Here is a 19569-nt window from a genome sequence, read left to right as displayed (position 1 = left end):
CCGGGGCCTTTCGTCAAAACTCAGCTGGGTGAACGATCCGTCAAATCTTGGCGCTGCCAGCGAATACTCACCCGGGCATGATGAGCGCCTTCTGCATTGTCGAAGGTGAGGCGTGCACCGGTGCGCTCGAGCAGGGTCTTGGCAATGAAGATGCCGAGGCCGAGACCTCCCGGCTGATGCGCATCGCTCCCGGAAGGATCGCGTGGCCGGCTGGTGAGATAAGGCTCGCCCAGCCGGGCGATCAGCTCTGGGGCAAAGCCGGGACCGTCATCGGTGATGCGCACGGTGATCGAGGCCAGGTCCCAGGCACTTTCGATGCGGACTGTTTGCCGGGCGTAGTCGCTGGCGTTCTCGATGAGATTGCCGAGCCCGTAAAGCAGCCCGACGCTGCGCGGAAAGATTGGGTCGGGTCCGGTGGCGTTTTCGGAATAAAAGAGGATGACCTTGCCGCGCCCTTCATGGGGAGCAGCGACCTCGTCGAGGATGTCGGTGAGCGGCGCCTGGGCGAAAAGATCGGCCGGTTCGCTGCCGAGGTTGCGCAGCTTGGCAAGGATCGCCCGGCAGCGCGCCGACTGCGCGATGATGAGCTCGACATCTTCGGCGAGCTGGCTGCCGCTTTCCACTTCGGCGCGCATTTCCTTGGCGGCGAGGGCAATGGTGGAGAGCGGCGTTCCCAGTTCGTGAGCTGCGGCGGCGGCGAGGCCATCGAGCGCCGACAATTGTTCGCGGCGGGAAAGGGCCAGCTCGGTGGCGGCCAGCGCATCGGCGATCTGGCGCGCATCATGGGCGACGCGATTGGTGTAGGCGGACACAAAGACCACGCCGCAGATGATCGAGACCCAGATGCCGATCACATAAATGCGGTTGAAGGTGATGGTCTGCACCGGGTCCCAGGGCAGGGGCAGGTGCACGACGGAAATAATGGTGGCGATCACGGCGGCGACGCCGGCGATGACCCAGGTCTGGCGCGAGGGCAGGGTGGTGGCCGAAACCGAAACCGGCGCCAGGAGCAAAAGGGCGAAGGGGTTTTCGAGGCCACCGGTCAGCGCCAGAAGGCCGCCGAGCTGGCATAGGTCGAACACCAGCTGCAGCGCCGCGACGCGCGACGATAGGCGGAAATGAGCGCCATAGCGCAGGACGAGGCCGATATTGAGCGCGGCGGACAGCCCGATCAGGGTGAGGCAGGGCAGGAGCGGCAGCGGGAAGCCCAAGCCCCAGGTGACGAACAGGACGCCGATGGTTTGCCCCGCGACGGCCAGCCAGCGCAGCACGACCAGGGTTTGGAGCCGCATCGGCCGCCAGCCGGTCGGGAACAGTGCGGATATGGCGGTTTGCTCGGTCATCGGGGGCTCACAAGGCGGCGCATGGGACGCGCGGCCAAAAATTCAAGTTCAAAAAAACGACAGGCACATTCTTGATCCCGACTCTTGCGGGACCACGTTAGGACCATCGTGACTGGGAGTTTGAACGATATGAACACTGCACTGATTAAACCGCAATGGTCTCCCCTGACCATTACCCTCATGGTTATCGGCTTCATCGTCTTCTGGCCTTTGGGCCTCGCGGTGCTCGGCTACATCCTTTGGGGTGAAAAGTTCGGCGGCTCTGCCGAGCAGGCTCAACGCTACTGGAACAAGGGATGCTCTTTCGTGCGCAGCAATACCAAGAATACCGGCTTTGGCCGCCCGAACTTTGCCACCTCTTCGGGCAATGCCGCCTTTGACGAATATCGCGCCGAACAGCTCAAGCGCCTCGAAGAAGAACGCGCCCGCCTCGACGCCGAGATCGACGCCTTCCACGAATACATGGCCAACCTCAACAAGGCTAAGGATCGCGAAGAATTCGACCGCTTCATGAACGACCGCCGCGGCAATCGCCAGGGCTATGGCGACAGCAACACCTCACAGGATAACTGGGGCAACAACAACGGCTAAGCCCCGTTGGCCTCAGACGACCTCCTTTCCTGACAACGACTGGCGCCCCGCAAGGGGCGCTTTTTTTTGGTGTACCGAGCGACCCCCACCCCCCTCCCCCGTAGGGCGGGGGAGGAGTTCGGCCGGTGCGCGTTGGTTGGATCGGAACTCGATGCGGCTCCTCCCCCGTCTTCCGGGGGAGGCGGGGTGGGGGCCAATGCCGCAAACTCTACACCCACAGGTTATCTCGCCTGGGTTACACTCTGCGTCTACGATTCTTCGGTCGCCAATGTTCTCCTTTCTCCGCCAGCGCAGCGCGCCGCCTTCGGTGACGCATCTCGACCTCGATGGGGTTTCGACCGCCGTAGCCGTGCGCACCAGCAAGCGCGCCAAGAGCTTTCGGCTGTCCATTCCCGCCACCGGGCCGTTGCTGACCATTCCGGAAAGGGCGCGCTGGGCCGATGCCGAGGCGTTTCTCCAGCGTCACAGTCATTGGCTGGCAGCGCGGCTGCCGCGGACGGCCGGGGCGCAGCGGCTGGGGGCGGGGGTCGAGCTGCCACTGCGCGGCGTGCCGCATCAAGTCGTGTCCACCGGCGCCTTGCGTGGGCGGGTGGAAGTGGTCGATGGCGAGATCCTCGTGCCCGGCGCATCCGAACACCAGCCGCGGCGGCTTTACGACTGGCTGAAGCGTCAAGCGCTGGACGACCTCGTGCGGCAAAGCCAGATCCATGCCGACCGGCTGGGTGTCGAAGTGAGGCAGGTGCGGCTGCGCAGCCAGTCAAGCCGCTGGGGATCGTGCTCGTCGACCGGCAACATCAATTACAATTGGCGGCTGATCCTCGCGCCGCCGCATGTGCTTGATTATGTGGCGGCGCATGAAGTGGCCCATCTCGTCGAGATGAACCACTCGGCCGCCTTCTGGGCGACGGTCACCCGGACCCTGCCGGACATGGAAGGCGGCCGGGCCTGGCTCAAGGCGCATGGACGCGAGCTGATGAGCTGGCAGGCGCCCGGCAGCGACGGTTGAAACGAAAAGCCCCGGAACGGTGTCCGGGGCTATGCTTTAGTTGCCGAAGATCATGTCCATCAGCGTGCGTTGCTGTTGCGGCGCGTCGTAGACCACCTGCGGCTGCTGTTGTTGCACCTCGGCGGGCGGCGCGAACTGCTGTGGCTGGGCCTGTTGGAAGCCCTGCTGCGCTGGCGCGCTCGGCACCCAGACCTGCTGGCCGGTCGCCGGATCGGTGACCAGCGTCATCGGCAGGCCGGTATCTGGGTCGATCGGCGTTGCCGTGGTCGGCGCCTGCAGCGGGAAGCCGGTGACCGGATCGATGGCCTGGCCGTTGGCATCATAGGTCACCTGCTGCGTCTGACCAGACGTATCGAGCGGCATGCCGGTCTGCGGATCGATCTGCTGGACCGGCAGGCCGGTGGCGGGATCGATCTGCTGGATCGGCAGCCCGGTGGCCGGGTCGATCTGCTGGGTCTGCACCGGTGCGGCGGCACTCTGCAGCGGCTGCATGCCCTGCATGGGGAGACCCGTAGCCGGATCGATGGCCACGACCTGGCCGGTGGCCGGATCGACCTGCGTCTGCACCGGCTGGCCGGTACCGCCATCGACATATTGCACCTGCGGCTGACCGGTGGCGGGGTCGATGATGGGCAGGCCCGTTGCCGGGTCGACCATCTGCTGGGCCACGAGCTGGCCGGAATAGGACCCACCAGGGATCGGCGTCGGTTCGCGACCGGCCAGGGCCTTGGTCATGAAGTCCGACCAGATCGCCGCGGGGACGTTGCCGCCCGAAAGCGAAGTGCCCTTGTTATCGTCATTGCCGAGCCAGACGCCGGTGACCATGGCCGAGGTATAGCCGACGAAAAGGGCGTCGCGCGATTCCTGCGACGTGCCGGTCTTGCCGCCCATTTCCCAGGCGCCGATGCGGGCGCCCTTGCCGGTACCGACTTCGACGGCGGTCTCAAGCATGTCGTTCATTTCGGCAAGGATGTTGGGATCGATGACGCGGCCGGGGCCGGCATCGGAGCTTTCGTAGAGCACCTTGCCTTCGACATCGCTGATCTTGGTGATGACATTGGGAATGACCCCCATGCCGCCATTGGCGAAAGGCGCATAGGCGGAGGTGAGCTCGAGGAGATTCACTTCCTGCGTGCCGAGCGCGATCGACGGAACCGGCGTCAGCGAAGAGGAAATGCCCATGCGCATGGCCACTTCGATCACCTTTTCCGGGGTGACGTCGATGGCAAGACGCCCGGCAATGGTATTGAGCGAATAGGCCAGGCCCTGGCGCAGCGTCACTGTGCCGGCATATTTGCCATTGGCATTGCGCGGGCTCCAGCCATTGTATTCGAACTGCGCGTCCTCGGCCAGGGTATCGGGCGTATAGCCCTTTTCCATGGCGGCCATGTAGACGAAGGGCTTGAAGGTCGAGCCCGGCTGGCGCTTGGCAGTGACGGCGCGGTTATACTGGCTGGCCTGGTAATCGACACCGCCAACCATGGCACGCACCGTGCCATTGACGTCCATGGAAACGAGCGCGCCCTGGGTAAAGCCGCGCTTGGGGCCTTCGGTGGCGACCGCTTCGCGGACAATGAACTCGGCGTCCTTTTGCAGCTTGTAGTCGATCGTGGTCTGGACGATCACGTCCGAGCCGATTTCCCCGATATAGGAGGTCATTAGCGACTCGACCCAGTCGGCCACGTAGGATTCCGAGCCAGCGATGACGGTGCGCACTTCCTGATCGGGATCGATGCGGGCGGCGTCGGCTTCTTCGCGGGTGATATAGCCTTCCTGCGCCATAGCATTGAGCACGAGGCGCTGGCGCTCCTTGGCGCGCTCCGGATTGGCCTTGGGATTGTAGGCCGAGGGCGCGGGCAGGATGCCGACCAGCATGGCGGCCTGGCCTAGCGACAGGTTGCGCGCGGAAACGCCGAAATAGGTCTGCGCCGCCGCTTCGATGCCGGTGGCGCCCGAACCGAAATAAACGCGGTTCATGTAGAGTTCGAGGATCTCTTCCTTGGTGAAATTCTGCTCGAGCCAGACGGCAAGAATGGCTTCCTGCACCTTGCGGCCCAGGGTCTGGTCGGGGGTGAGGAAGAGGTTCTTGGCAACCTGCTGCGTCAGCGTCGAGGCGCCGCGCGTCACTTCACGCGCCTGAACCGATTCCACGGCAACCGCCAGAAGGCCGATCGGGTCGACGCCGAAATGGCTCATGAAGCGCCGGTCTTCCGAGGCGATAAAGGCGGCCGGCACGAAGTGCGGCAGCTCGCGGAAGGTCACGGCTTCGCCGCCGGTCTGTCCGCGATTGGAGAGGAGGCTGCCGTCAGCGGCGAGAATGCGGATATTGGGCGGACGCTCGGGAATGGCCCAGGTGTTGGAAGCCGGAAGCTGCGCGCCGTAGTAAACGATGACGCCGATCACGGCGAGGCCGCCCCAAAGGCAGGCAACAAAGCCCCACCAGAGCACACCCATAAGGAAACCGCCGCCGCGCTTCTTCTTGCGCGGACGCGCCGTTTCAGCCCGGCCGCGGCGCGGTGGCCTTCCCTTGCCCTTGGGCGGCTTGCCCCCGCCGCCACCCTTGCCGCCGGTGCTGACGCGGTCATCGACCGAAAAACCGACCGAATGACCCATAGCCGACGAACCGATGGTCGGCTCGACGCGTTCACCCTTGGCCTTAGCACGCGTCTGCGGCTTGGCCTGGCGGGCGGCTGGTCTACCTACGCGGTCATCGGCCGAAATGCGGAAATCCATTGGGGCAAACCTGTCGAAAAACGGGGCACGCTGCTTCATAATCCTGTTCGCCCCTGAGGCAAACAGATGGCTTTTGCTCGGGGACTGTGTCGCGCCAGTTCAGCTGTCGCATCTCCCGCCGCATCCAGCAGCTCATGGGACGCTTCTCCGGGATGATTGTGGCCGGTTTATGAGGGGTTTTGCGGCACTGAGGCGGTTGTGACCGCCCTGCAACAGAGGGTCTGGCGCCTTGCTGGGGTCGCAATTGCAAAGCCAAGAAGAGCCATGCGCTTTGTCTTGATCCTCGTTGTTTCCCTGCTCTCCCTGACACCGGCTCGTGCGGACGTCATTGATGACGCGCTTAACGCTGCCGCGTCCTATCTTGCTGCTGCGTCCCCGCAAATGGCTGCCGACGAATTCGGCGTCGATGTGTCCGCTTACCGGGACGCACTGACCTTGGGCAGCTTCACGTCGCGGCACTGGGGGCAAAGCCTTGCCGTCGATGTCCGGCGTAGCGGCGACGGCGGCGACTGCGCGCGCTTTGCCGCCTTTGTGACGTCGCCGCCGCAAAACGGCGCCATTACCCTCAGCCTCTGCCCGCAATTCTTGAACAGCGGCACGTCCGGGCTTCGCACGCTGACTATTCTGCACGAGATGGTGCATGTGGTCGCCGGCCCGAACGAGTGCCGGGCCATGGCCTTTGCGGCGCGCGTGGAGTTTTTGGCGACGGGCGGCTTTACCCCGGTTGATCGGTATTGGCAGGCGAATGGGTGCGGGGGATCGGGGTTTAAGCTTCCGCAGTAGTGCGTGAACCCTCATGGTGAGGTGCGGAGCGACAGCGCAGCCTCGAACCACGAGGGTGGGCAAGCCAGGGGTCGTGCCACGCCCTCGCCCTTCGAGGCTTCGCTACGCTGCGCACCTCAGGATGAGGGCTACTGTTGGTATTGGTTTCGCTACCGCCAGCCGAGCGCCGGTGCCACGAGTGTCAAAATATTTTCGATGACATGGGCGTTGTAGTCGACGCCCAGCTGGTTGGGGACGGTCAGCAGGAGCGTGTCGGCTTCGGCGATGGCTTCGTCCTTGCGCAGCTCTTCGATGAGCTTGTCCGGCTCGGCGGTGTAGCCGCGGCCGAAGACGGCGCGCTTTTCCGGCTCGATATAGCCGAATTGATCTTCTTCCGGGCGGCCGGAGCCGAAATACATCCGGTCCTCGTCGGAAACGAGCGCGAAGATCGAGCGGCTGACCGAAACGCGCGGTTCGTGGGCGTGGCCGGCGTCCTTCCAGGCGGCGCGATAGGCCCGGATCTGTTCAGCCTGCTGGATGTGAAACGGCTTGCCTGATTCATCGAATTTGAGTGTCGAGGACTGCAGGTGCATGCCCATCTTGGCAGCCCAGATGGCCGTGGCGTCGCTCGCAGCGCCCCACCAGATGCGGTCGCGAAGGCCCGGGGCATGGGGCTCGAGCCGCAGCATGCCGGGCGGGTTGGGGAACATGGGGCGCGGATTGGGCTGGGCAAAGCCATTGCCCTTAATGACTTCAAGGAACACTTCGGCATGTTGGCGCGCCATGTCCTGGTCGGTCTTGCCCTCTTCAGGGGCAAAACCGAAATAGCGCCAGCCGTCGATCACCTGTTCCGGAGAGCCGCGGGAAATGCCCAGCTGCAGGCGGCCACCGGCGATCAGGTCGGCGGCGCCGGCGTCTTCGGCCATGTAGAGCGGGTTTTCGTAGCGCATGTCGATGACCGCCGTGCCGAGCTCGATGGTCTTGGTCTTGGCGCCTGCGGCAGCCAGGAGTGGGAACGGCGAGGCAAGCTGGCGGGCAAAGTGGTGCACGCGGAAATAGGCGCCATCGGCACCCAGTTCCTCGGCGGCTACCGCAAGGTCGATCGATTGCAGCAATGCATCACCGGCAGAACGCGTGCCGGACTGGGGCGAGGGGCTCCAGTGTCCAAAGCTCAAAAAGCCGATCTTCTTCATGGCGTGCCTCGCTCGTTGATATCAGCTCTAGGTATGTCGTGCAGGGGACACGAAAAAGCCAGCCCGCCGGAACGGACTGGCTGCAATAGCTGAACGACGTAGTGCCTAGACGTCCAGATTGGAGACGTTGAGCGCGTTGTCCTGGATGAAGTCACGGCGCGGCTCGACGAGGTCACCCATCAGCGCGGTAAAAATCTGGTCGGCTTCGTCGGTCTGGCCCATTTCGACACGCAGCAGCGTGCGCGCATTGGGGTCGAGCGTTGTTTCCCAGAGCTGCTCGGCATTCATTTCGCCGAGGCCTTTATAGCGCTGCAGCGAAACGCCCTTGCGGCCGGCATCGGTCACGGCCTTGAAAAGGCTCGTGGGTCCGAAAACCGGCGTCGTGTCGCCCTTGCGGGTAAGGGTCGGCACGCCGCCATAGATTTCGTCGAGCCGGTCGGCCAGCTGGCGGAGCTTGCGCGCATCGGCGCTCTGCAACAGGCCCTTGTCGAGCAGGTGCCGCTCTGCCACGCCGCGGACGGTGCGCGAAAAGGCCAGTTCGTCGGCATCGGTGATTTCGCCGGTCCAGCCGCGTTCCCATTCGTCGGAAATGCGGTCGAGCCGGTTGCCGACGCGGGTCAGCACTTCGCCCATGCGCTCGGCATCGGCAAGGCCATCCGGATCGAGCCCGCCGACAATGGCGGCCTGTTCGACGAGGTTGCGATTGTAGCGCGTGTTGAGATTGTCAATGGCGGCGACGATGCCGCGCGCCTGCTGCAGCACGGCGCGAAGATCGTGCCCGGCCAGCTGGTGGCCGTCGCGCGTTGTGAAGACGGCGTCCTCAAGCCCGGCATCGATCAGATAGTCGGTGAGCGCATCTTCGTCCTTGAGATACTGCTCGGAGCGGCCGCGCGTGGCTTTGTAGAGCGGCGGCTGGGCGATGTAGATATGGCCCCGCTCGATCAGCTCGCGCGTCTGGCGGTAGAAGAAGGTGAGGAGGAGCGTGCGGATGTGGGCGCCGTCGACATCGGCGTCCGTCATGATGATGATCTTGTGGTAGCGCAGCTTGTCGGGGTTGAACTCCTCGCGGCCAATGCCGGTGCCGAGCGCGGTGATCAGCGTGCCGACCTGATCGGACGAGATCATGCGGTCGAAGCGGGCGCGTTCCACATTGAGAATCTTGCCGCGCAGCGGCAGCACGGCTTGGTTAGAACGGTCGCGGCCCTGTTTGGCGGAGCCACCGGCAGAGTCGCCCTCGACGATGAAGATTTCCGACTTGGCGGGGTCGCGTTCCTGGCAATCGGCAAGCTTGCCGGGCAGGGACGAGATTTCGAGCGCCCCCTTGCGGCGGGTGAGCTCACGCGCCTTGCGCGCGGCTTCGCGGGCTGCAGCGGCTTCCGCCACCTTGCCGACAATGGTCTTGGCTTCGTTGGGATGCTCTTCAAACCACTGGCCGAGCTTCTCGTTGACGATATTTTCCACAACGGGGCGGACTTCGGAAGAAACCAGCTTGTCCTTGGTCTGGCTGGAAAATTTGGGATCCGGCACCTTGACCGACAGCACGCAGGTGAGGCCTTCGCGCGTGTCGTCGCCGGTGAGCTCGACCTTTTCCTTTTTCGCAATGCCGGAAGAATTGGCATAGCCCACGACCTGGCGCGTCAGCGCGCCGCGAAGGCCTGCCAAGTGCGTGCCGCCATCGCGCTGCGGGATGTTGTTGGTAAAGCAAAGGACGTTTTCGTGGTAGCTGTCGTTCCACTGCAACGCCACCTCGACGGTGATGCCGTCCTTTTCCGAGATCATGGTGATCGGACGTTCGACCACCGGCGCTTTGGACTTGTCGAGGTAGTTGACGAAGGCTTCCAGGCCGCCCTCATAGAACAGCTCGACATGCACCGGCTCGGGATGGCGCAGGTCATTGAGGAGGATGCGAACGCCGGAATTAAGGAAGGCGAGCTCGCGCAACCGGTGTTCCAGCGTCTTAAAGTCAAACTCCACCATGGTGAAGGTTTCGGCCGAAGGGAAGAAGGTGATCTCGGAGCCGCTGCGGCCTTCATAGGTGCCGGGCTTCTTGTCCTCGACATAGCTGCCGATTTCCTTAAGCGGCGCATCGGCGTCGCCATGTGTAAAGCTCATCTCGAAAATCTTGCCGCCGCGGCGGATGTTGAGCTTGAGCCATTGGCTGAGGGCGTTGACGACCGACACGCCCACGCCATGGAGGCCGCCGGAGACCTTATAGGAATTCTGGTCGAACTTACCGCCGGCATGGAGCTGGGTCATGATGACCTCGGCTGCCGAAACGCCTTCTTCCTTGTGGATATCGGTGGGGATGCCGCGGCCATTGTCGTTGACCGACACCGAGCCATCGGGATTAAGCGTCACCGTCACGAGGTCAGCATGGCCTGCCAGCGCCTCGTCTATGGCGTTGTCGACCACCTCATAGACCATGTGGTGGAGGCCTGAACCATCATCCGTGTCCCCGATATACATGCCGGGGCGCTTGCGCACGGCGTCGAGGCCCTTGAGCACCTTGATGCTGTCGGCGCCATATTCGTTGGGGGCGGGATTTTGGCTCTCGGTCATGGGGTCCGAATCAGTCGTTTTCACGTCAAGTTTGTTCTAGCGGAATGGGGCTCAAACCCCAAGGAATTTGCCCGTTTGCGGGCTTTTCGCAGGGGATTACCCGAGCCGCCCGTCCCGCACCGGAATGCGCTGCGCCCGATCCTCCAGCGCCTCGAACAGCACCGCGTCGGTGCCGGTCAGAAAACACTGCGTCTCGAGCCCGTCCAAAGCCGAAAACAGCGCCCGGCGCCGATCGGGATCGAGGTGGGCAGCAATCTCGTCGAGAAGAAGGAAGGGCACGATGCCTGTCCGCAAACGCACCAGGCGGGCATGGGCGAGGATCAGGCCGATCAGCAGCGCCTTCTGCTCGCCGGTCGAGCCCAAAGCCGCCGGCATGCGCTTTTGCGCGTGCATGACCTCGAGGTCCACCCGGTGTGGTCCTGATGTGGTGCGTCCGGCCGCTCGATCAAGGGGGCGCAGCGCATGCCAGCGCTGCGCCAGGAGGGTTTCGAGCGCTGCGGACGTTTCGGGCACGGCCCCGGTGTCGAATAGCGGCGTCAGCGCCAATTCGGCGGCGGGGAAAGAGCCGTCGTCGAGGCTTTCGGACACCAGCGCCTGAAGGTGCTGGAGGCTATCGGTGCGGTTGAGGTGGATCGAGGCGCCAAGCTCGGCCATCTGTGTCTCGACGGCGCTGAGCCAGCGCGGATCGCCTTCTTCTTCAAGGAGCCTATTGCGCTGCCGCATGAGCTTTTCGAAGTCACCGACTGCCGCGGAATGGGACGGAATAAGCGTCGTTACCAGCCGGTCGAGGAACCGCCGTCGCTCGCCCGCGGGGCCGGAAAAAAGGCCGTCCATGGCCGGCGTCAGCCAAAGCACGCGCAGGTAATCGCTCATTGCTTCGATGGAACGGGCATTGGCGCCATTGATCCGCACCCGCCGCCCGCCATCGGGCATGGCGCCGGTACCGATATCGGATGGGCCGTCCCCGGTCTCGACCGTCGCCGCCACCGCCCAGCCATGGTCCGAGCCATGCTGCTGCAGCGTCTCAAAACTCGCGCCGCGCAGGCCCCGCCCCGGCGAGAGGACGGAAATGGCCTCCAGCAGATTGGTCTTGCCCGAGCCATTGGGCCCGGTCAGCACGACGTGGCGCTCGTCCAGATCGAGCGCGGCGGAGGTGTAATTGCGAAAGGCCGTCAGGCGCAGGCGGGAGATGTGGCGGATCAACAAGGCCCCCTCACCCGGCCTGCGGCCGACCTCTCCCCCAAAGGGAGAGGTGCTGCTGCGCTGCTTGGGGGCCACTCTTACCTCTCCCTGGGGGGAGAGGTCGCCGCCATGCGGCGGGTGAGGGGGCCTTCATAAGTGCCGAAATGTGCTCGCTCAAACCCGCATCGGCATCAACACGTAAAGTGCATTTGCCTCGGTGCCCTGTTCCTTGACCAGCGTCGGGGAGTTGGCGTCGTTGAAGAGGAAGACGGCGCTTTCGGAGCGGATCTGCTGGATGATGTCGAGGAGGTAGCGGGCATTGAAGCCGATCTCGAAGCCATCGGTGTCGAACTCGACCGCCACTTCTTCGGAAGCGGTGCCGTGGTCCGGATTGGTGACCGAAAGCTCGAGCAGGCCGTCGCGGGCCTGGAGCTTGACGGCCTTGCCGCCGCGATCGGAGGCGATGGTCGAGACGCGATCAACGGCAATGGCAAAGCCAGCCTTGTCGACCATCATCTGCTTGTCGTTGTTCTTGGGCGTCACCCGGTCATAATCGGGGAAGGTGCCTTCGATCAGCTTGCTGAGCAGCACGACCGGGCCGACGGTGAAGCGGATCTTGGTGTCGGAAACCTCGACCTTGACGTCGCCATCGACGCCGTCGAGCAGCTTCTGCACTTCGCCCACGGTCTTTTTGGGCACGATGATGCCGCTCATGCCTTCCGAGCCGGCGGGTGCGGCGATCTCGGCGCGCGCCATTCGGTGGCCGTCGGTGGCCACGGCGCGGAAGAGGGCGCCGGACTGCGTATTCTGCACGGCGTGGAAATAGATGCCGTTGAGGTAGTAGCGCGTTTCTTCGTTGGAGATCGCGAACTGCGTCCGCTCGATCAGCTCGCGCAGCGAGGCAGCGGGCATGTCGAATTCATGCGGAAAGGCGCCGGATTTGAGATCCGGGAAGCTGTCGGGCGAGAGGCAGGCGAGGTTGAAGCGCGAGCGACCGGAAGTGAGAACCATGTTCTCGCCGCCATCGGTTTCGAGGCGCACTTCGGCGCCGTCGGAAAGCTTGCGCACGATTTCATAAAGCGTATGCGCCGGCACCGTCGTCGTGCCCGGCGTCGAGACCATGGCCGGCACGCTTTCGGTCACTTCGATGTCGAGGTCCGTGGCGCGCAGTTCGACCCGGTCGTCACCGGCCTTGAACAGGACGTTGGCGAGGATCGGATAGGTATTGCGGCGTTCCACCACCCGATGCACATGGCTCAGCGATTTGAGCAGATGATTGCGTTCGAGCGTGACTTTCATGAGCGACAAATCCTGGCATTACGCGACGGTAAAACCCGGCCGGAAGCCGGGCTGGGACGTTTACAGTTTCATCAGAGATTGGCAAGGCCGGCGCGGCTTTTCGCCCTTGCCAAGCTGTGGACTAGCTCTGGAAATGCACGGTGATGTCGAAGCGCTCGCCCGGGCCGGCGCCGAGGGCTTCAAGACCGGTATAGGGGAGGCAGTTTTCGATGGCTCCGGCGATTGATCGCATGAGCTCGGGATAGCGCCGGGCAATGATCAGGCTCTGCGGTTCGAGCGAGGGATCGCCATCGAGCGTACCGTCGCCGAAAAAGGCGAGGCGCACGGAAACCAGTTTGTTCTCGTAGCCGGAGGGCAGGCTCCAGCAAGCCAGGATCTGGTTCTGCACTTCGAGCGCGACCGCAAGGGTCTGCTCGATCTGCAGATCGGCGGTGGTGGGTGCCGCCTGAGCAGGAACGGCGATAAACGTCAAAAGCGGCAGGATAAATCGCAACATGGCTCGCTTTTGGCCGGGGCACGTGTCTGGATCAAGGCATCTGACAAAGGTGTGTGGAAAGCGCCCCCACCCGGCCTCCCCCTTGAGGAGGGGGAGGAGCGCGCTGGTGCGTGCCCCATATCCAGCCACGAGCTCGATAGAGCTCCTCCCCCGACTTACGGGGGAGCTTGGGTGGGGGCTTTCTCTTACTCTTCGAGCATCCGCTTCAGGAGCTCGATCTCCTGGCCAAGCTCGATGTCGTCCTTGATCATCTGCTCGACCTTACGCACCGAGTGCAGGACGGTGGTGTGGTCGCGGCCACCGAAGCGCCGGCCGATTTCGGGCAGCGAACGGGCGGTGAGGGCCTTCGCCAGATACATGGCGATCTGGCGCGGGCGGACCACGTCGCGCGAGCGGCGGGCGGAAAGGAGTTCGTTGCGCGGCACCTTGTAGTGGCGCGACACGGCCTTGAGGATGTCCTCGATGCGCACGCGCTTGGCGTCGCGGGCGCGGATCAGGTCGGCCAGCGTCTTTTCCGCCAGCGGCACGGTGATGAGTTCACCGGTAAGCTGATTGGCGGCGACGAGGCGGTTAACGGCGCCATCGAGATCGCGGCCATGGCTGACCACGGCCCGAGCGACGTAATCGATCACGGCGGTCGGGAAGGCCATGCCGAAGCGCGAATTCACATGCGCGGCGCGACGCTCGACAATGGCGCGGCGGAGATCAAGGTCAAAGGTCGAGATCGGCACGACAAGACCGCCGGAAAGACGCGAACGCACGCGTTCATCGAGCATTTCAAGATCGCGCGGCGGTGCATCGCCGGCCACCACGACCTGCTTGGCGCCGGTCAGCAGCGTACCCAGCGTATGGCCGAATTCGGTAGCCGACTTACCCTGGAGGAACTGCATGTCGTCGATCAGCAGCAGATCGACCCGGCGCAGCCATTCCTTGAAGCCCAGCGCCGACTGGCGCTGCACGGCCGTGATGAAATGGTACATGAAGTGGTCGGCGGTGAGATAAACGATGTTCTTGCTCGGATCCGCCGTCTGCACCTGATGGGCGATGGCGTTGAGGAGGTGCGACTTTCCGAGGCCAACGGTGGAATGGATATAGACCGGGTTGAAGGTCACGGTGTTGTTGGCGGCTGCATTGGCGATCTGCTTGGCAACGCCAAAGGCCATTTCGTTGGCTTCGCCCGAAACAAAGCTCTCAAACGTCATGCGCGGATCGATGGCGCTGCCGGAAAGGGCATCGCCCTTGGCGGTTTCGCGGACGAGGCGCGGCGTGGCTGGCGCAGCGACGGGTGCCGGTGCAGCGCTTTCAACAGCCGGGGCTTCGCTTACAGCCTCGGCAACAGGAGCAAGCCGGGGGCGGGCCTGACCATTGACGCGCATGGTGACCTGAAGGCGCGCCACTTCGGGCACGTCATTGCGGAAGGTCTCTACGATGCGCTCTGCATAATTGGACTGCACCCAGGAGCAGAGGAACCGGGTCGGCGCGGACAGGTGCACCGTGTCCTCGACGATTTCTTCGAGCTCGAGCCGGGCAAACCAGGAGGTAAAGACATCTTCGCCGACGGCGGTCTTGAGCCGCGCACGCACACGGTTCCAAAGGTCGCGCTGCGTTTCGGAAGAGCTATCGGACATGACAGGATTGGTGCCTTTGGGGGAAAGAGTTTGGGAAGAAGGTGCAGGGTTTGCCCACTGATCCTTTTCCACGATCGCCTGTCGCATCATTGCTTTTTAGCCCCATAAAGTTGCCCTAGGTCCGCAAAACCCGGGATGTTGCCTGTCGCTGATCGTGCCTGATCCCGAAGGATATCAGGCACGGCTTCGCCCTGCCTCCGCCAAGCGGACGCACGTTTTCGTTCGGCGGTTGAGCCGCCGTTTGCCTATGCTTTTCTCGCGTGAACCCGGCTTGATCAGCCGAAGGACGAAAGGAACACACCAAATTCGAAACGGCGACTGTTGTGCACAGGCGCCAATCTCTTCTGGCTTTCCTTGAGGAACTGCCCCAGAATCTACCCTACTGATTTGGTCTCTTGCGAGACCCGCCGGCTTGGCTTGAAGGGGTCGTTCAATCCCCTTTTTCCCCGCCGGCCAAAGTACCTTAAATGGCTCGATTTGCCCCCGCAACACGTGAATCGCTGAAATAGGGGCTTGACTCAGAACTGCTCAAAACGTGGCTCCGGACTCAAGTTTTGTAGGGTCCCGCAAGCCGCTGTGACTCAATGCAGATTCGATCACTTAGCGTCTTTGAGATGGTGAAAAATTAATTTCCTTCAAGACCGTCATGCGACCTTTTGGCTGCCGGGCCTTTGCTGCCGAGAATAAGCTAAGGTCTTCGAGAAACACGAAAAATCCTGTCGTACGCGATCCGTTCTGGTGCCGGCAAGACCGTCACCAAAGAGACACATGACAGTTGTGTTGCGAAAAAGCTTGCCTGCCGATGCCCAAAGAAAATGGGCTCCGCGAGGAGCCCATCAGCCAGTTTCGGAAGCGCCGGGCAGGAGCCCGGCAGCAGGACAGTTTAGACCGCCAGAGCCTTCACGCGCGAGTTGAGGCGCGACACCTTGCGGGAGGCGAGATTGGAGTGGACGATGCCCTTGCCAGCAGCGCGGTGGATCTCGGGTTCGGCAGCCTTGAGGGCAGCAAAAGCGGTGGCGTGGTCGCCAGCGGTGATCGCTTCTTCGACCTTGCGGATAAAGGTGCGCACGCGGCTACGACGCGACTTGTTGATCGCGGTGCGGGCGGCAATCTTGCGGGTCGCCTTCTTGGCTGACGGCGTATTGGCCATGTTGGTCCTCTTGAACTAACCAAGCCGGATCAGCGCTCAAAGTCGCAGACGTCCGGAGATAAAATGAAATCGGCGGCACATCGACTGCCGCCAAGTTGGGCGCGGTATAGGGGAAAGGCGGGGGAGCGTCAATAAGATTCAGGAGCGAACAGGCACCCCCTTCCGAGCGCCGCTAGGCTCCTCCGTCGCCAAGCTTTGCTTGCCTTCCCCTCTGAGGGGGAAGGTGGGCACCGCGCTTGTCGCCTCCACCGGGCCGACCCTCCCCCTTCGAGGGGAGGGTAGCGCCGCTAGGCCGAAGGCCGTAGCAAAGCTAGGGAGGGGGCGTCTTCCTCAGGGCGCCTTCTGGCACACCGGGCAGTAAAAGGTCGAGCGGCCGGACTGGACGATGCGTTTGACGACACCGGTGCAAAGCGGGGTGGGGCATGGATCGCCCTCCCGGTCATAAACCGCAAAGTTGTGCTGGAAATAGCCTTCGCCCGTCGTGCTGCGGAAATCGCGGATGGTCGAGCCGCCGACCTCAATGGCAGCGATCAGCACTTCGCGCACGGCGGCGGACAGGTCTTCCAGCGCCTTTTTGGGTTTGCCGGTCTTGGTGATCAATCTGCCGGCTGCAACGGTGGGCAAGATATGGGCGCGGTGGAGAGCCTCGGCGACATAGATATTGCCCAGGCCGGCGACGACGCGCTGGTCGAGAAGTGCGGCCTTCATCGGCGCCTTCTTGCCTTTGAAGGCGGCGGCCATTTCGGCGGCGTTGAAGTCATTGCCGAGCGGCTCGGGGCCCAGGCCTTTCAGATAGGGGCTCTGGTCGATGTCGTCGTAGAGATCGATGAAGCCGAAGCGGCGCGGATCGGCATAGATCAGGTGGCTCTTGCCATGCTGGGGATGCGAGAGCTCCCAGATCATGTGGTCGTGCTTGGGCTCGGTGCCGGGCTCATAGTAACGCGGCGGCTTGTCGATGCCGTGCTCGGCAAAGCGCCAGGAGCCGGTCATGCCCAGATGGCTCAAGAGCGTCTTGCCGTTCGAAAGGGTCATCAGCAGATACTTGGCCCGGCGGCCGACGCGCGTGACCGTCTGCCCCTCGATCCCCTCCTTCAAATTTTGCGGAAACGGAAAGCGCAGATCCTTGCGGTTGAGCGTCACCGAGAGGATCGTCGCCCCTTCAAGCCAGGGCTCAAGCCCCCGTCGCACCGTTTCCACTTCCGGCAATTCCGGCATCGCAACTCCTTTTGCCCTGCGCCCCATTGAGCCATGGGCAATTTCCAGCGCCTTATATATGGTGCGCCCCAAAGAGCCCAAGTCTATCGGAGCGCCGCCATGACCCAGCCTTACGAAACCACCCATTTCGGCGAGCAGACCGTCGCGCTCGAAGACAAGCAGGGCCTGGTCAACAAGGTCTTCCACGACGTCGCCAGCCGTTATGACCTGATGAACGACCTGATGAGCGGCGGGGTTCACCGGCTCTGGAAGGATGCGATGGTGGCAGAACTGGCGCCTCCCCGCGCCGGCACGCGTCCTTATCGCGTGCTCGACATGGCGGGCGGCACCGGCGACGTCGGCGAGCGCATCGTCAACTCCTCGCTCGGCTATGCCGAAGTGGTCGTTTCCGACATCAATGCCGATATGCTCCAAGTCGGCGCCGAGCGGGCGCTCAACTGGCGCTATCCGCAGCAGGTGACCTTCACCGAAGCCAATGCCGAAGAGCTGCCGTTCGAGGACAAGAGCTTCGACGCCTATACGATCGCCTTCGGCATCCGCAACGTGCCGCGCATCCAGAAGGCTTTGGACGAAGCCCATCGCGTCTTGAAGCGCGGCGGCCGTATCCTGGTGCTCGAATTCTCGCAGGTCGATATTCCGGGCTTCGACGCCGCCTATCGCATGTATTCCGACACCGTCATACCGTCGATGGGACGGCTGGTGACCGGCGATGCCCAGCCCTACCAGTATTTCATCGAGTCTATCCGCAAGTTCCCCGATCCCCTAACCTTCGACGCCATGCTCGGCAAGGCCGGCTTCAAACGCGTCAAGCACCAAAGCTTTACCGGCAATATCGCGACGCTCCATTCGGGCTGGAAGCTCTAGCGCATGGGCCTTGGGTCTACCTTCCGTCTCCTCCATGCCGGCTGGGTGCTGGCGCGCGAGGGCGCTTTTTCCGTGCTCCCCAGCCAATCGCTGCCGCCGATGATGAAGGCCGGTATCGGCCTCGCGCGGCTGGTGGAACGCCGGTCGGTGCGGGAAACGGGGCGTATCGAGCGGCTGAATACTGCGCTGCACAAGCTTGGGCCGTCCTATGTCAAATTCGGGCAGACCCTGGCCACCCGGCCCGATATCGTCGGTGCCGAGGCGGCGGCGGATCTTGCCGGTCTCCAGGACCGGATGCCGCCCTTCGCGCCTTCTCTGGTGCCAACGATCCTCAGCGATGCGCTCGGGGCAAAGGCCGCGCAGCTGCACGACATCACGCCGCCTGTTGCCGCGGCCTCGATCGCCCAGGTGCACAAGGCGACGTTGCGCGAACCCGGCGACACCCCGAAGGTCGTGGCGGTTAAACTCCTTCGCCCGGGTGTCGCCGAGCGCTTCAATGCCGATACGCAATCGCTTTATGCCGGCGCGCGCCTTGCCGAAACCTTTGCCCGCTCGTCGCGGCGCCTCAAGCCGACCGAAATCGTCCGCACTCTCGATCACTCCATGCGGCTCGAACTCGACCTGCGCCTCGAGGCAGCGGCCATTTCCGAGATGAGCGAGAACATCAAGGACGATACCGGTTTCACTATCCCCTCGGTGCAGTGGAACCACGTCGCCCAGAACGTTCTCACCACGACCTGGGTCGATGGCATCCCGATCCGCGACCATGCTGCGCTGGATAGGGCCGGCATCGATCGCAAGGCGCTGGCGGCAAAACTGCTGCAGTCATTCTTGCGCCACGCCATTCGCGACGGCTTCTTTCATGCCGACATGCATCCGGGCAATCTCTTCGCCGATCCGCGCACCGGTGACGTCGTCGCCGTCGATTTCGGCATCATGGGCCGCATTACCAAGTATGAGCGGCGCTTCCTCGCCGACATCCTGTATGGCTTCATCACCCGCAATTATCGCCTCGTGGCGCAGCGCCATTTTGACATCGGCTATGTGCCGGCAGCGCAATCGGTGGACGATTTCACCCTCGCCATCCGCTCCATCGGCGAACCGCTGCATGGCCGCACGGCCGCCGACATTTCCATGGCCAAGGTTTTGGGACAGCTCTTTACAATCACCGAGCTTTTCCAGATGCAGTCGCGGCCGGAGCTGATCCTGCTGCAAAAGTCGATGGTTCTGGTGGAAGGCGTCGCCCGCAACCTCGATCCCGATCTCGACATCTGGACCGTGGCCGAGCCGGTGGTCGGCGACTGGCTGCGGCGCGAAGAAGGCCCCCTTGGCCGCATCGAGGATCTTTCCGGCCACGTTGCTCGCATGACCGAGGCGCTGGGCCGCGTGCCCAACCTCATCGCTCAGGCCGAACTCACCATGGCCGAGCACCGCGCCATGATGCACCGCCCGCGCGACGGCGTGTTGCGCCTTGCCCTATTGGCGGTCTTGGCAATGGCCTTTGTCGCGCTCGGCACCGCGACCTTTGTCGCCTTGCAACTGCTCTGA

At 63.4% G+C, this 19569-nt stretch carries 15 protein-coding genes; 5 read left to right on the top strand and 10 right to left on the bottom strand.

The window, feature by feature from the left end; translation table 11 throughout:
- Positions 1-20 precede the first annotated feature (20 nt).
- A complete protein-coding gene (locus JI748_RS14275) occupies positions 21-1343 on the bottom strand; it encodes an ActS/PrrB/RegB family redox-sensitive histidine kinase (RefSeq protein WP_201632045.1) in 1323 nt (440 codons plus the stop codon).
- Positions 1344-1472: 129 nt separating this feature from the next.
- Between JI748_RS14275 and JI748_RS14270 the strand changes: the two genes are divergently transcribed.
- The gene (locus tag JI748_RS14270) at positions 1473-1934 is read left to right on the top strand and encodes a DUF2852 domain-containing protein (RefSeq protein WP_201632028.1); all 462 of its coding nucleotides are present in this window, start codon (positions 1473-1475) and stop codon (positions 1932-1934) included.
- 268 nt (positions 1935-2202) lie between these two features.
- A complete protein-coding gene (locus tag JI748_RS14265) occupies positions 2203-2940 on the top strand; it encodes a M48 family metallopeptidase (protein ID WP_201632025.1) in 738 nt (245 codons plus the stop codon).
- Between the two features lie 36 nt (positions 2941-2976).
- Here the strand turns inward: JI748_RS14265 and JI748_RS14260 are convergent, their stop codons facing one another.
- Positions 2977-5712, bottom strand: coding sequence for a transglycosylase domain-containing protein (locus tag JI748_RS14260; protein ID WP_201632022.1), 2736 nt, complete (start codon positions 5710-5712; stop codon positions 2977-2979).
- A gap of 225 nt (positions 5713-5937) precedes the next feature.
- Between JI748_RS14260 and JI748_RS14255 the strand changes: the two genes are divergently transcribed.
- The gene (locus tag JI748_RS14255; RefSeq protein WP_201632020.1) at positions 5938-6456 is read left to right on the top strand and encodes a hypothetical protein; all 519 of its coding nucleotides are present in this window, start codon (positions 5938-5940) and stop codon (positions 6454-6456) included.
- A gap of 149 nt (positions 6457-6605) precedes the next feature.
- Here the strand turns inward: JI748_RS14255 and JI748_RS14250 are convergent, their stop codons facing one another.
- The 8 genes from JI748_RS14250 to mutM all read right to left on the bottom strand — a co-directional run bounded on the left by JI748_RS14250 (position 6606) and on the right by mutM (position 17157).
- Entirely contained in the window at positions 6606-7628 is a 1023-nt protein-coding gene (locus JI748_RS14250; RefSeq protein ID WP_201632017.1) for an LLM class flavin-dependent oxidoreductase, read from the bottom strand.
- Between the two features lie 105 nt (positions 7629-7733).
- Entirely contained in the window at positions 7734-10187 is a 2454-nt protein-coding gene (gene gyrB, locus JI748_RS14245; protein WP_201637375.1) for a DNA topoisomerase (ATP-hydrolyzing) subunit B, read from the bottom strand.
- A gap of 96 nt (positions 10188-10283) precedes the next feature.
- Positions 10284-11390, bottom strand: coding sequence for a DNA replication/repair protein RecF (gene recF / locus JI748_RS14240; RefSeq protein ID WP_233280535.1), 1107 nt, complete (start codon positions 11388-11390; stop codon positions 10284-10286).
- A gap of 153 nt (positions 11391-11543) precedes the next feature.
- Positions 11544-12668, bottom strand: a complete 1125-nt coding sequence (gene dnaN / locus JI748_RS14235; protein WP_164533098.1) for a DNA polymerase III subunit beta — start codon at positions 12666-12668, stop codon at positions 11544-11546.
- 121 nt (positions 12669-12789) lie between these two features.
- Positions 12790-13164, bottom strand: coding sequence for a hypothetical protein (locus JI748_RS14230; RefSeq protein ID WP_201632012.1), 375 nt, complete (start codon positions 13162-13164; stop codon positions 12790-12792).
- Positions 13165-13349: 185 nt separating this feature from the next.
- Positions 13350-14792, bottom strand: a complete 1443-nt coding sequence (gene dnaA, locus JI748_RS14225) for a chromosomal replication initiator protein DnaA (protein WP_201632009.1) — start codon at positions 14790-14792, stop codon at positions 13350-13352.
- 883 nt (positions 14793-15675) lie between these two features.
- Positions 15676-15942, bottom strand: a complete 267-nt coding sequence (gene rpsT / locus JI748_RS14220) for a 30S ribosomal protein S20 (RefSeq protein ID WP_164533100.1) — start codon at positions 15940-15942, stop codon at positions 15676-15678.
- Positions 15943-16272: 330 nt separating this feature from the next.
- Entirely contained in the window at positions 16273-17157 is an 885-nt protein-coding gene (gene mutM, locus JI748_RS14215) for a bifunctional DNA-formamidopyrimidine glycosylase/DNA-(apurinic or apyrimidinic site) lyase (protein ID WP_201632006.1), read from the bottom strand.
- A 99-nt stretch (positions 17158-17256) separates the two neighbouring features.
- Between mutM and ubiE the strand changes: the two genes are divergently transcribed.
- Both ubiE and ubiB read left to right on the top strand, forming a co-directional pair.
- Positions 17257-18021, top strand: coding sequence for a bifunctional demethylmenaquinone methyltransferase/2-methoxy-6-polyprenyl-1,4-benzoquinol methylase UbiE (gene ubiE / locus JI748_RS14210; protein WP_201632003.1), 765 nt, complete (start codon positions 17257-17259; stop codon positions 18019-18021).
- A gap of 3 nt (positions 18022-18024) precedes the next feature.
- A complete protein-coding gene (gene ubiB / locus JI748_RS14205; protein ID WP_201632001.1) occupies positions 18025-19569 on the top strand; it encodes a 2-polyprenylphenol 6-hydroxylase in 1545 nt (514 codons plus the stop codon).

Source organism: Devosia rhizoryzae (assembly GCF_016698665.1).
GTDB classification, from domain to species: Bacteria; Pseudomonadota; Alphaproteobacteria; order Rhizobiales; family Devosiaceae; genus Devosia; species Devosia rhizoryzae.
The sequence above is the reverse complement of the archived record's forward strand: the minus strand, read 5'-3'. Positions and strand labels throughout refer to the sequence as shown.